The organism is Macrococcus brunensis (assembly GCF_022343725.1).
GTDB classification, from domain to species: domain Bacteria; phylum Bacillota; class Bacilli; order Staphylococcales; family Staphylococcaceae; genus Macrococcus; species Macrococcus brunensis.
This window is the reverse complement of record NZ_CP092179.1, coordinates 1476048-1489476: the sequence shown is the minus strand read 5'-3', so window position 1 is coordinate 1489476 and position 13429 is coordinate 1476048. Positions and strand designations below refer to the sequence as shown.

The window sequence follows — 13429 nt, the reverse complement described above, 5'->3', positions numbered from 1 at the left end:
TTTTTAGCGGGCGCTTTGCGCCCGCTTTTTTGTTCGTCTAGTAAATTTTATTTGGAGGTGTCAATCATAGCTAAAGATCAAACGCAAATCAATGACAAAATTCGTGCGAGAGAATTACGACTCATCGGACATGATGGTGCTCAGTTAGGTGTTAAATCTAAATTTGAAGCCATTGAAATCGCTGAACGTGTGAATCTGGATGTTGTTCTTGTTGCGCCTAACGCGAAACCGCCAGTTGCTAAAATCATGGACTACGGTAAATTCAAGTTCGAGCAGCAGAAGAAAGACAAAGAAGCACGCAAAAAGCAGAAAGTCGTTGTAGTTAAAGAAATCAGATTGAGTCCAACGATTGAAGAACATGACTTTAATACGAAGCTGAAAAATGCTCGTAAATTCCTTGAAAAAGAGGATAAGGTCAAAGTATCGATTCGTTTCCGTGGACGTGCGATCACGCATAAAGAATTCGGTCAGCGAGTGCTTGAGAAATTTGCTGATGAGTGTAAAGATATCGCCACAGTAGAACAAAAGCCTAAGATGGATGGTCGCTCAATGTTCTTAATGCTTGCGCCAATCGTCGACAAAAAACAAAACTAGGAGGATAACGAAATGCCTAAAATGAAAACTCACCGCGGAGCAGCGAAACGTGTAAAAAGAACTGGTTCAGGTAAATTAAAACGTTCAAGAGCTTACACTTCTCACTTATTCGCAAACAAATCAACTAAACAAAAACGCGGTCTTCGTAAAGCGTCATTAGTCTCTAAAGGCGACCAAAAACGTGTTGCTCAAATGTTGACTTACGTAAAATAATAAAATCAGGATTTATTTAAGGAGGAATTATCATGCCACGAGTTAAAGGTGGAACGGTGACACGCGCTCGCCGTAAAAGAACCATTAAATTAGCAAAAGGTTACTTCGGTTCAAAAAGCACATTATACAGAGTAGCTAAACAACAAGTAATGAAATCAGGAAACTACGCATACCGTGACCGTCGTCAGAAAAAACGTGACTTCCGTCAATTATGGATCGCACGTATCAACGCGGCTGCACGTATGCACGACATCAGCTACAGCCGTTTAATGAACGGTCTTAAATTAGCTGGTATCGACATCAACCGTAAAATGTTATCAGAAGTTGCAATCTCTGACGACAAAGCTTTCGGCGAATTAGTTGAAGCAGCTAAAAAAGCATTAAATAAATAATCACTTAACTCCAGTATCTTTAGAGATACTGGAGTTTTTTTGTTGCAATTTTTCTCTATAAGGGAATTCCCTATTTGTGAACAAAGTCACATTAATAGCTATAAATCATGACATGGATACGATAAAATAAAAGTGTATTCGAGGGGGAATAGAATGAAGGGAATTATTTATATTGCGCATGGCTCGAAAATGCCGGATAAAAATGAAAAGTTCAGAGCTTTTGTAGATAAAATTATCAAAAATCGTCCTGAAAGTATTCAGCGACTCGCATTCCTTGAAAAAGACGATGAAAATGTGCCGCTTGTAGCAGGTGAAATGCTGGCAGAAGGTGTCACTGACTTTTTAGTCATGCCGATGCTGCTTTTCCCTGCTATGCATGCTCAGGAAGATATACCTGAGCAACTTGACTCAGTCCTGAACGGTCGGGCGACTTACCATATTGCAGACTGCTTTGGTGATGAAGTAAGTGTCTGGCAGGTTGCCTTAAAGAGAATAGAAGATGCAGAGGGACTCATCCTCATTACAGCGCATGGCAACAAGCGTTTTGCAGAACCTGACCGCATGCTTGAACAGGTTGTACATAATATGCAAGAACAGACGGAACAGCGTCTGCAGGCTGCAATGCTCTACGGTGCACTCAGTTTTGAGAATCAGCTTGCAGAAACAGAGGCACAGGAAATCACCATTATGCCTTATTTCCTTTTCGATGGGCATCTCGTTCGCAAGATTAAGCGACTGAGTCAGCCTTTTATAGAGGAAGGAAAGACTATTCATTTCACTGACACGCTTGACCTGGATGAATCAATGGTCGAAGCAGCACTGAATAAACTGGAGGCACTCGATGTATCCCGTCATGCTTGATTTAACAGATAAGAAAATCGTGATTGTCGGTGGAGGCAGAATCGCCGCACGTAAGGTGAATGGACTGAAAGAGACAGGCGCCAGCATCACCGTTATCGCACCTGAAATCCTGGAAACAATTAATGGTGAGACCATTACTTGTATTAAAGAACCTTTCCATCATGATCTATCACATTTCGATATGATTTTTATTGCGACTGATGACGCAGAAGTGAATGCCCGTGTCATGAAGCAGATTAAACCGCATCAGCTCGTCAACGACTGTACGAATAAAAAGAACTCCAATTTTTTTAATATGGCCAGCTTTAGAACAGACGACGCGCGCATCATGATTTCAACAGACGGTAAAAGTCCTGAGACCAGTAAGAAACTAAAAGAACGTCTTAAACTATTTTTTAACTCATAAAGGAGAGTCAATCATGAAAGAAAAATTAGTCATGGTCGGTAACGGTATGGCCGGCGTCAGAACAATAGAAGAGATTATTGATAGAGATCCGGAAAAATTTGATATTACCATCATCGGTGAAGAACCTTATCCAAACTATAACCGTATTATGCTGTCGAACATTTTACAGAAAAAGATGACAGTCGAAGAAACGATTTTAAATGATTATGCCTGGTATAAAGAGCAGGGTATCACGCTGCACAACAGCGACCGTGTAGAAGAGATTGACCGTGATCATAAAAAGGTCATCACGAAAGACGGCGCGGTCTATGAATATGACAAACTGATTATGGCGACAGGGTCTACTTCATTCCTTTTACCGATTGATGGCGTCAAATTAGACGGTGTTATCGGCTGGAGAACCATTAAAGATACAGAATACATCATTGAACAGGCTAGACATTACCGTAAGGCAGTCGTTATCGGTGGTGGTCTGCTTGGTCTGGAATGTGCCCGTGGTCTGCTTGATCAGGGCATGGATGTCACAGTCGTTCACTTAGCTGAATGGCTGATGGAAATGCAGTTAGACCGTAAAGCAGGCGATATGCTGAAAGCGGACTTAGAGAAGCAGGGTATGAAATTCAAGCTGCAGGGTAATACACAGGAAATTATCGGAGACGAGCGTGTAGAAGCTGTCCGTTTAAGTGATGGCACTGTTATTGAGACCGATCTTGTTGTCATGGCAGTCGGTATCAGACCTGTCACAAAACAGGCTCGTGCTGCAGGACTTGAAATAGGTCGTGGGATTGTAGTCGACGATTTTATGGTGACGAGTGATTCAAATATCTATGCAGTCGGAGAATGTGCAGAGCACAACTCTAAAGTATACGGGCTAGTAGCGCCTCTCTATGAGCAGGGTAAAGTACTGGCTGACCATATCACAGGGCGTCCGACAGACGGCTATCATGGTTCAGCGACCTTCACTTCTCTGAAAGTATCCGGCTGTGACCTTTTCAGTGCTGGCAAAATCTACGAAGGTGAAGAAACACGCGGCATTGAAGTTTACAACGGCATTGATAATGTCTATAAGAAAGTCTTCGTTGAACAAGGTAAAGTCGTCGGTGCTGTGCTGTACGGTGATACAGAAGAAGGTAACCGCTTCTATAACATGATCAAAAAAGGCGAAACAATCGAAGAATTTACACTTGTGTCACTGCTTCATAAAGCAGGTGAAGTGGATGCGATTTCTGTTGCAGAAATGGCTGACGATGAAACCATCTGTGGCTGTAATGGTATCTCTAAAGGACAGATTGTCACTGCAGTCCACGAAAAAGCGCTGACGACTGTTGCTGAAGTGACAAAGCATACAAAAGCAGGGGGCTCTTGTGGTAAATGTAAGGGTCAGATTGCTGATCTACTTGCTGTTACACTGGGTGATGCCTTTAATGCCGGCGGACCGACAGGTATCTGTGAATGTACAGAACTGACACGTGATCAGATTGTCACTCAGATTCGAGCAAAAGGCCTTAAAACTTCTAAAGAAGTACGTAATGTCCTCGGCTGGAAAAACGAGGGCGGCTGTTCTAAATGTCGTCCGGCTGTCAACTATTACCTCAATATGGTATGGCCGCATGAACATGAAGACGAAAAAGATTCTCGCTACGCTAATGAACGTTTCCGTGCCAATATCCAGAAAGACGGTACATTCTCTGTCATTCCACAGATGCAGGGTGGTATTACGAATCCGGATCAGCTGATTAAGATCGGTGAAGTGGCGAAGAAATATGATGTTGATTTACTGAAAATTACTGGTGCACAGCGTATCGGCCTGTACGGTATCAAAAAAGATGATCTGCCGAAGATCTGGGAAGAACTTGATATGCGGTCAGCTGCAGCATACGGTAAATCTACACGCTCTGTTAAATCATGTGTCGGTAAAGCGTTCTGTCGTTTCGGTACACAGTACACGTCAGACCTCGCAATTCGCTTAGAGTCCACATTTGAATATATTGATACGCCGCATAAATTTAAGATGGGTGTCTCTGGCTGCCCACGTAGCTGTGTGGAATCAGGTGTTAAAGACTTCGGTATTATCGGTGTGGAAAACGGCTTCCAGATTTATATCGGTGGTAACGGCGGTACAGAAGTTAAAGCAGCGACACTGCTGACAACAGTTGAGACTGAAGATGAAGTGATCGAATTATGTGGCGCAATGATGCAGTACTACCGTGAAACAGGTATTTACGGCGAACGTACAGCACCATGGCTTGAGCGTCTCGGCTTCGAGCAGGTGCAGGAAGTGCTGATGGACTTAGAAAAACGCCAGGAGCTTCATGCGAGACTCATGGATGCAAACAAAGATCGTCAGCATGAGCCATGGAGAAATGTCATCGAGAATGAAAATGAACGTAAAATCTTCGAAGTGGGGCGCGTATAATATGGAAAAAGTAAAAGTATTCAATCTGTCGGACTTAAAACCTCAGATCGGCATGAAGTGTTTCGTCGGCGATAAAGAAATCGGTGTCTTCCTCCTTGATGATGGTGAAGTGAAAGCAGTCTATAATCGTTGTCCTCACCAGCAAGGGACACTTAGTGAAGGCACAGTATCCGGTCATTATGTGTTCTGTTCACTCCATGAACGCAAAATCAGTCTTGAAGACGGGGAAGTGCAGCCTCCTGATAGCGACGGCTGTGTAGAAACATATCAGACTGAAGTTGAAAACGGTGAAGTTTTCGTATGGGTGTAGGCAAAGTTTATTTTGTCGGAGCAGGGCCGGGGGATCCCGGCCTTCTGACTTTAAAAGCAAGAAGAGCCATTGAAAAAGCAGATGTCATCATCTACGACCGGCTTGTTAATCCTATTCTTCTGCAGCTTTCAAAGCCGGAATGTAAGTTGATATATGTGGGTAAAAACCCTGACGTCAAATACATGAAGCAGGATATGATCAATGAAGTGATTAATCATGAAGCGGCTAAAGGACTGCAGATTGTACGGCTGAAAGGCGGGGACCCTGCTATTTTCGGTCGGCTGACAGAAGAAGTTGAAAGTCTTGTTCATACGGACTATGAAGTGATTCCGGGCATTACGAGCGCGACGGCGGCAGCAGTCTATAGCGGATTTCCGTTAACGGACCGTGAGTATTCCCCACATGTGACTTTTGCGACTGGTCATCTGCAGAAAGACAGTGTTAAAGAAATAGATTTTCAGGCGCTCGCTAAAGGCGGGACACTCGCACTTTATATGGGGATGAAGGAACTGCCGAATATCGTCAAAGTCCTGATTGATCAAAATGGCGAGACATTGCCTATAGCGGTCATCGGACAAGCAAGCTATGGCTACCAGAAGACAGTCATCAGTAATCTCTGTCATATAGAGCGGGCAGTTGGCGAAGCAAAGGTTTCGCATCCTGCTGTGATTATTGTCGGAGATGTCGTAAGATGCCGGAAGACTGAATCCTGGTTTGAGAAAAAAACTAATTTCGGTCGTAAAATACTAATAGTCAGTGAGTCAAAAATAGAGATTGACGATGTACTCGAACGCTTTGATGACGGCGGCTATTATTATTTAATCGATCAGCTGACCGATACGACGCACTGCGAAAAATATGGGGATGTTCACCGCGATGTATTAAAGACAGTGGCGTTCGATGAAATCAGCGGAACAGATGCAGCAAAGGCCTTACTCAAGCAGCAGTTCGCTATTGATTAAGTGAACTGCCTTCAGTATAATAAAATTAATTTCATAGAGGCGGCTCATTGCCCGCTTTCATATGTATATGACTGCAGCGCCTTCCAATTCGGAAGGTGCTTTTTTATTGGAGGAGAATATGAATATCAATTTATTGTTACTCGCTTTGATGGCCTTTCTCGCAGGACTTGCTGAATTTGTTATCGCCGGGATTATTCCGTACCTCGCCGATTACTTTCAGGTGACGACAGATCAGGCAGGTTTACTCGTAACCGTCTTTGCTTTTATCTTTGCTATTGCTGGACCCATCCTGATGATGGTAACGAGCGCTATTAAAAGACGTACACTCTTGATCGGTTTTAATATACTTTTTATCATCGGTAATCTGCTCAGCGTGATGAGCACGACTTACAGTATGATCATGCTGTCAAGAATCGTTCTTGCAATCAGTGTGTCGATGCTTGTCGGCCTCGCATTTTCATTATGTGTCAAAGTAGTCAGGCAGCCGTTTCAGCCACGAGCAATCGGTATTGTCCTGATGGCTCTCAGCAGCGCCATGGTTCTCGGATCGCCGATTGGAATCTTTTTATCTTCTCTTTATAGCTGGAAGATGGTTTTTATGGGGATTGCTGTCTTGTCTGTTGTGACGTTACTGATTACCGTTAAATATTTTCCGTCTGATTTGGAAGTTGAGAAGCTGTCGCTTAAAGATGATTTAAAAGGACTGCTCAGAAAAGACCTGATTGCAGCCCACTGCTATACCTTTCTCTTTTTTACAGGTCAGAGTGTTTTCTATATTTACTTTTCACCTTATTTACTACATGAAAAAGTCAGTGCAACTGTCATCAGTTTGCTTTTCATTGTCTTTGGTGTCTGTGGTACACTCGGCAGCGGCTTGGGCGGACTCCTGACAGAGAAATGGGGCGGCAGACGGGCATTAGTGGTTTTAAGTATGCTTTATGCTGTTGTGATGGCCGGCTACCTGGTTTCAAGTTCAGTCGGCTGGCTGTTTATCAATACTGCGCTGCTTGGACTTGTCGGCTGGTCCATTAATGCTCCGACACAGTCCTATCTGATTGAACGTTCAGAAAAATATGCGAGTATCAATCAGACGGTCAGTACGTCATCGGTGCAGTTCGGTATTTCATTTGGTGCGTTACTTGGCGGCATGATACTAGGAGCTTACGCGTCCTATACATTATTGATTGTGTGGGCAGTGGTGATTCTGATTGGAACAGTAATAGTGTCACTGATGTTGTTCAGATTTTCCAGAGAAAGAAGATTACCTTAAAGTTTCCTTAAAAACACGAGGAAAATGAAATTTGACACCCTTTTTACGTTAAAATAGAAAAAAATGGAGGGTGATCAGATGGACTTTCTGAAAAATCGCATCGTAGTAAGGCTAATGGCGACGTTCGCAGTCATCGCCATCGTTCTCTGCCTGTTCTTTCTGCTAGTTGAGTGCAAGACCAATTTTGAACATAGAATCGGCTATAGCCCAATCGTTAAAATGAATGTGGAACCATTGTCAAAATTAAATGTTGAGCGATGGGTGATAAAAAGGTAAGTATGAGTGTCCCGCCGAGTAAGTGGGACGTTTTTTATTGAAATAAGGGTCTATTGTTGTAGCAATGTCCCGCAAAGAGGATTAGCGGGACGATACTCAGTGGAAAAGTGAGCATGAGACGCAGCAACGTCCCGCAAATGGATTAGCGGGACGATACTCAGTGGAAAAATGAGCATGAGACGCAGCAACGTCCCGCAAAGAGGATTAGCGGTACGATACCCAATGGAAAAGTGAGCTGGAGACGCAGCAACGTCCCGCAAAATAGATTAGCGGGACGTTACTTATCATTTAATAAACAATATACTGTGGATCGATTATTATAATGCATCTGGAAACTTTCTTTTAAAACTCTCTTAATCGCTTTTGGACACATCGATGTCCATTCTTCTATCTCTCTTCGGCTGACTGTCGCATTTTTCAGTAATAGCATTTCTTCAATTGCAGATTTTAGTATAATTTTCTTTTGTTCCACGAATCCGCAGTGGCATCTTATTTTTTTCAAGCTTTTTTCACTCTCTAACCCTATATACCGGCATCGCGGGCAACGGATGCCTTTTTTCATGTTCTGAAAAGGATAATACACAATACGGTCATGTGGATTTGAAGCCTGATGATGCTCTAAAAGTATGCGGGCTAAGCGTTCTTCTTCTCTACTGGGCTGATAATCCTGACGGAAAAAAATGAATCACCTGCTCGACCTGCGAGGGCTTCACGATTCTAGGGTCTGGAGCATCTTCTATCAGTGTCAGCTGAGGATTAATAAAAACGATACGGCTGATGACTTCATTTTGAAATCCGTGCGTTCTGAGAAAGTTGCTTAAATAAAAATCAGCGCGATTCAATTGAGAGAAGATGTCCTGATAATAGTAGTCACCATCCGACACAAACTGCTGACCGACTCGGCGGACATTTCCTGTATAGTTCTTGATATCAAAATGATAGACTTTTCCGTTGTAGATATGAATGAAATCGTACTGTGCTAGACCTGGACTCATCAATGATACATCCCAGAGTTTAAGACCGCCGTATCCACATGACCGCTCGTAGAAATATTTCTCACCTTCATAGCCCTTTAAATAATTCTTAAGGACTCTATCATCTGCCTGGCTTAACGCCACTCGTTTGTCTGCTGCAAGTAAATAGTGAATGTATTCAGATGGCTGGTGCCTTGTTAAAAACATATCATCACCTCACACTCACTATATAAGCTCCGCCGAATTCTGACAAACCGCTCTCCACAGCCTTAGATACAGTTTTTCATTTTCTGCTGTCACTTCATTAAAAACGGTGCTATCTTCTTCTGCAGTTTTTGACGAAATATCGAAAAAACTTAAAGTTAAAAGTGCTATACTGAAATTAATAAAAAGGGGGATGGACATGGAACAACTGGACTTATTTAAGAAACTGACTCACTGTAATGCAGTCGCTGGATTTGAAAGACCCATGACACAGCTCATGAAAGATTACCTGGAGCCGATATCAGATGAGATCGTTACAGACAATACCGGCAGTATTTTCGGCAAGAAGGGGCAGGGACGCCATTCCATTATGCTGGCCGGTCATTTAGATGAAATCGGCTTTATAGTGACGGCCATTACTGAGGACGGCTTCATCCGGTTCACCAATCTCGGGTACTGGTGGGCAAATGTCATGCTGAGCCAGAAAGTGACGATTACCGGCAGTAAAGGAGATATCCGCGGTGTGATCGGTGGTAAGCCGCCTCATGTTTTAGGGGTGAAAGAGAAGGAGCTTGCTGCTGAGGTGAGCAATATGTTCATTGATATCGGTGTGAATAATAGACAGGAAGCACTTGATGCAGGTGTGCGGGTAGGTGATCCGGTTACACCTTACAGTGAGTTTGAAGTGATGACGAATCCTGATTATCTGCTTGCTAAAGCGTGGGATAACCGCTTCGGCTGCGCACTTGCTATTGAAGCATTAAGAGATAACCCTGACCCGAACATCACGATATACTCAGGTGCAGTCACACAGGAAGAGACATTGTCACGTGGTGCAAAGACTGCGGCTCACAAAGTGAAACCTTCACTTGCCATTGCGCTTGATGTCGGTATTTGTGCAAAGACACCGGGTATGACAGGTAACGCCAATATGGGGGATGGGCCTATCATTGTTCTTGTCGATGCGTGGCATATCGGACATCCGACCTTCAGACAGTTCGTTACAGATATCGCTGAGAAACACGGGATCAACATTCAGTTTGACTATCTGACAGGCGGCTATACAGACGCAGGCCATATTGCCCAGAGCTTTGACGGCATTCCGGCTATCACAATGGGTGTGCCGACTCGTTATATTCATTCGAATGTCTCAATGATGAACCGCCAGGATTATAACAGTGCCCTGAAACTATTGAACGCTGTACTTAACGAACTGACTGATGATATCGTCGACCAGATTATAGAACAGACATACTAAAATAAGACTGCCGCGGCAGTCTTATTTGTTAAGCAGAAAATTCGTTCTTTGACAATGGCTGGTTTATACTGACGGTGTTTCATAATTTCAGAAAAAGGAATGATTTGAATGATAACACGTGCAGTGGTGTTAGGTGGCGGCGGTATTGCAGGTATTGCCTGGGAATCAGGTGTAATCGCTGGCCTCGCTGATAATGGCATCAAGCTGAATATGGCGGACAAGGTCATCGGAACATCAGCGGGTTCAATTGTCGGTGCCGCGCTAACGAATGGACAGAATATGAAAGATTATCTGGCTGCTATGTTAAGTCAGAGCGCAGAGCAGGATCAGTTATTAGCGGGTATAGACTTCTTTGAATTATTCGGCCGCGCAGCAGCAGGTGATTCAGCTGAAGAAATCGGCAGAAACTTCGGTCGCATCACACAGTCAAGGGTGCCTGCGATTGCTGACGAAGAGCGTACGAATCGAATGAAGCAGCTGGTCGGTCAGTTCAGCTGGTCAGATGCCCTCACGACTACTGCTCTCAACGTAGAGACAGGACAGACACATCAGTTCGACAAGGACAGCGGCGTCGAGCTCTGGCAGGCAGTCGCAGCGAGTTCAGCGGTGCCGGGTATCTGGGGCGCTGTCCATCTGAATGGTGAGGAATGGATTGACGGCGGTCTGACATCAGGAAATAATGTGCCGTTTGCTGAAGGCTATGACCAGGTCGTGGTCATTGCGATGATTGAGCAGGGACAGGGGACACTGCCGAATGTCTATGACGAGGTCGAAAAATTAAGAGAAAACAGCCACGTCACTCTGATTACGCCTGACGACACATCACGTCCGCTTGTCGCTGATTCATTCAACGTATCATTAGCAGAGCAAATCGGTGCAGCGGGCTATGCGCAAGGTGTCCGGTTTGCTCAGGAGCACGAAGATTTAAGAAAGTACTGGTCCAGCTAAAAAAGACTGCCGTGGCAGTCTTTTTATTATAAATCCATATCTACACCGAGCATCTGGAACTTCAGCAGGTCGATGACACCGCTCGAAGCACCAGGGAAGGCGAAAATCATTAAGTTCAGATCCTTTGCACCGAGTTTTTTCTCGATAATGAGAGTCAGTAGATTGATTAAGTCTGGCGCATCCTGACCATAAATGGCTGCCCCAATTAAATGATTCGTCTTGTTCAGTGCAATCACAAGTTCAGCATCAAGTTCATTTTTATACTCAAAGCGCATCTGCTCGCCGTATTTAATCGTCTTGATTTTATGACCTTTTTTCGCCGCTTCATCTATCGGCATACCGACCTGTGCAAGCCGAGGCAATGAATAGACAACTGACGGAATAGCCGGATATTTAATCGGCAGCAGTTCCAGTGCTTTTAAAGGCAGCTGCAGAAGTGAAGCGTCTTTACCGAGAATCTGCATAGCAATGTAGTTTGATTCGAACGTGGCAGTTGGCGTCAGTTTCGGTATCTCTTTATCAAGCACATCGCCGCTTGCGTAAATATTATCGACTGAAGTCTGCAAGTGATTATTGACTTTAATCCCTTTCGTACTGTATTTTACGCCGACCTCATCCAGGCCTAAACCTTCTACATTTGGAATACGACCGGTTGCATCCAGTACATAATCAGTCTCGACAGACAAACCGCTTTTAGTATGCAGGACGAACTTGCCATTCTGTTTTTCCACCTGTACGGTATCCTCATGATAGTGGAACGTCACATGCTCACTTTCCAGCTTCTTGACAAGCCTGTCGACATGCGGCTGATAGAAGGCCTTCAGTACTTTGTCAGAGTGACTGATGACGGTCACTTTGGAACCCATTTTACTGGCAATCGAAGCGAATTCAATACCGATATAGCCGCCACCGATAATCGTGATATGCTCAGGAAATGTCTCAAGGTCCAGGAAATCACGACTGTCATGAAGATACTCTTTCCCTTCAATATCAAGAATGTGGCTGCGCTGTCCTGTCGCGAGTACAATATAATCAGCTGTGTAAGCTCTGTTCTCAACGGTCACCGTATTTTTATCTTTCAGCCGGCCGGTACCTTTAATAATATCAATCCCTGACTGCTTGAATAAATCTTCCAGTATATCGGAGAGCGGGTCGATGACTTCATGTTTATACTTCATGAGGTTCGGCCAGTTTACTTCAGGTCTTGATTCAAATATATCTCCTAAGTTATCCAGATCTTCAAGTACTTCAAATGGTGTCTCCAGTAAAAACTTTGCGTTGCAACCATAGTTCGTACATGTGCCGGCAATTGTATCCTTTTCAATAATGGCGACTTTCTTTTTCATCTTGACAAGTGCAATCGCCGCGTGCCAGGCTGCATGACCACTACCGATAAAAATTACATCATAATTCATTACTGAACCTCCTCTACTATTATATTTTCCTCTTCCCTTTTTCTGGGTATTTAATCAACCTGTAAGGAGACAGCGAATTAAGTTATAATAGAGGTAATCAGATAAATCGGAGGCGTGAAGACATGGAATTAATCGAATCAGTACAGAACACAAGAATTAAAAATATCGCCAAACTGCATACACGTAAAGACCGCAAAAAAGCACAGCAGTTCTTAGTGGAAGGCTATCATTTAGTGGAAGAAGCAGTGAAAAGCGGCATTGAAGTAGAGACAATTCTGAGCGTCAATCCGGATGATATATCAAGTGAGATGACAGCAGGCAGCAAGGAACAGTTCCAGATTACTTTTAAGATTGCGGAAAAACTGTCTCAGACAGAATCGCCTCAAGGTATCTATGCGGTATGCAACATGCCGGACTATCAGATAGGCGATTTCAGTCAGCTGATTTATCTTGACCGCATCCAGGATCCAGGCAATGTCGGCACGATTATCCGTACAGCAGATGCAGCAGGATATGATGGTGTTGTCATCTCAAAAGGCACCGTTGATATCTACAATGATAAAGTACTGCGCGCGAGTCAGGGCAGTGTCTTTCATATACCGGTTGTGGAAGCGGATTTTCACGATATCAGGAAAGACTTCAGCGGCAAGATATACGGCACATCACTGAAGAATGGTAAGAACTATAAGGAAGTCGAACTGTCTAAAGAATTCATACTTGTTCTCGGCAATGAAGGGCAGGGCGTCGATGAACTGATTTTAAATGAAACTGATGAAAATTTATTTGTACCGATTTTTGGCCAGGCAGAAAGTCTGAATGTCGCGGTCTGTGCCGGTATTTTAATGTATCAGCTGAAGTAACCTTAAAGTTACCTTAAAAATACAGAAAATAGTAAAATTAACCACCTTTTCGATTATACTAAATGTATAA

Annotated in this window: 14 protein-coding genes and 1 other annotated feature (1 of these 15 running past the window's edge); of the genes, 12 read left to right on the top strand and 2 right to left on the bottom strand. The window is 43.7% G+C overall.

Annotation, left to right across the window (positions count from 1 at the left end; all coding sequences use genetic code 11):
- Window positions 1-39 (top strand) — a sequence feature (ribosomal protein L20 leader region) (it extends 81 nt beyond the left edge of the window).
- A gap of 18 nt (window positions 40-57) precedes the next feature.
- From infC to MGG13_RS07730, 9 genes are all read left to right on the top strand, one after another.
- Window positions 58-594, top strand: a complete 537-nt coding sequence (gene infC / locus MGG13_RS07770) for a translation initiation factor IF-3 (protein WP_239034518.1) — start codon at window positions 58-60, stop codon at window positions 592-594.
- 12 nt (window positions 595-606) lie between these two features.
- On the top strand, window positions 607-807 hold the full coding sequence (gene rpmI, locus MGG13_RS07765) for a 50S ribosomal protein L35 (protein ID WP_133431145.1): 201 nt from the start codon (window positions 607-609) through the stop codon (window positions 805-807).
- 32 nt (window positions 808-839) lie between these two features.
- Window positions 840-1199: a 50S ribosomal protein L20 gene (gene rplT, locus MGG13_RS07760; RefSeq protein ID WP_133431144.1), complete on the top strand. Its 360-nt coding sequence runs from the start codon at window positions 840-842 to the stop codon at window positions 1197-1199.
- A 153-nt stretch (window positions 1200-1352) separates the two neighbouring features.
- Window positions 1353-2060, top strand: coding sequence for a sirohydrochlorin chelatase (locus MGG13_RS07755; RefSeq protein ID WP_239034517.1), 708 nt, complete (start codon window positions 1353-1355; stop codon window positions 2058-2060).
- Entirely contained in the window at window positions 2041-2466 is a 426-nt protein-coding gene (locus tag MGG13_RS07750) for a precorrin-2 dehydrogenase/sirohydrochlorin ferrochelatase family protein (RefSeq protein WP_133431142.1), read from the top strand. Before MGG13_RS07755 ends, MGG13_RS07750 begins: the two co-directional genes overlap by 20 nt.
- A 10-nt stretch (window positions 2467-2476) precedes the next feature.
- On the top strand, window positions 2477-4882 hold the full coding sequence (gene nirB / locus MGG13_RS07745; RefSeq protein ID WP_239035699.1) for a nitrite reductase large subunit NirB: 2406 nt from the start codon (window positions 2477-2479) through the stop codon (window positions 4880-4882).
- 1 nt (window position 4883) lies between these two features.
- Window positions 4884-5192 (top strand): nitrite reductase (NAD(P)H) small subunit, encoded by a 309-nt coding sequence (locus MGG13_RS07740; RefSeq protein WP_133431140.1) that lies wholly within the window; start codon window positions 4884-4886, stop codon window positions 5190-5192.
- Window positions 5183-6154, top strand: coding sequence for a uroporphyrinogen-III C-methyltransferase (gene cobA / locus MGG13_RS07735; RefSeq protein ID WP_239034516.1), 972 nt, complete (start codon window positions 5183-5185; stop codon window positions 6152-6154). The genes MGG13_RS07740 and cobA overlap by 10 nt, the downstream gene beginning before the upstream one ends.
- A gap of 118 nt (window positions 6155-6272) precedes the next feature.
- Window positions 6273-7424 carry an MFS transporter gene (locus MGG13_RS07730; RefSeq protein ID WP_239034515.1) on the top strand — a complete coding sequence of 384 codons (1152 nt, stop codon included), beginning with the start codon at window positions 6273-6275 and terminating at the stop codon, window positions 7422-7424.
- Window positions 7425-8350: 926 nt separating this feature from the next.
- Here MGG13_RS07730 and MGG13_RS07725 read toward each other — a convergent pair.
- Window positions 8351-8881 (bottom strand): nuclease-related domain-containing protein, encoded by a 531-nt coding sequence (locus tag MGG13_RS07725; RefSeq protein ID WP_239034514.1) that lies wholly within the window; start codon window positions 8879-8881, stop codon window positions 8351-8353.
- Window positions 8882-9071: 190 nt separating this feature from the next.
- Between MGG13_RS07725 and MGG13_RS07720 the strand changes: the two genes are divergently transcribed.
- Together MGG13_RS07720 and MGG13_RS07715 are read left to right on the top strand one after the other, a co-directional pair.
- A complete protein-coding gene (locus tag MGG13_RS07720) occupies window positions 9072-10136 on the top strand; it encodes a M42 family metallopeptidase (protein WP_420827892.1) in 1065 nt (354 codons plus the stop codon).
- Between the two features lie 108 nt (window positions 10137-10244).
- Window positions 10245-11084, top strand: a complete 840-nt coding sequence (locus MGG13_RS07715; RefSeq protein WP_239034512.1) for a patatin-like phospholipase family protein — start codon at window positions 10245-10247, stop codon at window positions 11082-11084.
- A gap of 26 nt (window positions 11085-11110) precedes the next feature.
- Here the strand turns inward: MGG13_RS07715 and MGG13_RS07710 are convergent, their stop codons facing one another.
- Complete coding sequence (locus MGG13_RS07710) at window positions 11111-12499, bottom strand: dihydrolipoyl dehydrogenase family protein (RefSeq protein WP_239034511.1); 1389 nt, start codon at window positions 12497-12499, stop codon at window positions 11111-11113.
- 122 nt (window positions 12500-12621) lie between these two features.
- On the opposite strand from MGG13_RS07710, the gene MGG13_RS07705 reads away from it, so the two are divergent.
- Entirely contained in the window at window positions 12622-13359 is a 738-nt protein-coding gene (locus tag MGG13_RS07705; RefSeq protein WP_133431135.1) for a TrmH family RNA methyltransferase, read from the top strand.
- Window positions 13360-13429 lie beyond the last annotated feature (70 nt).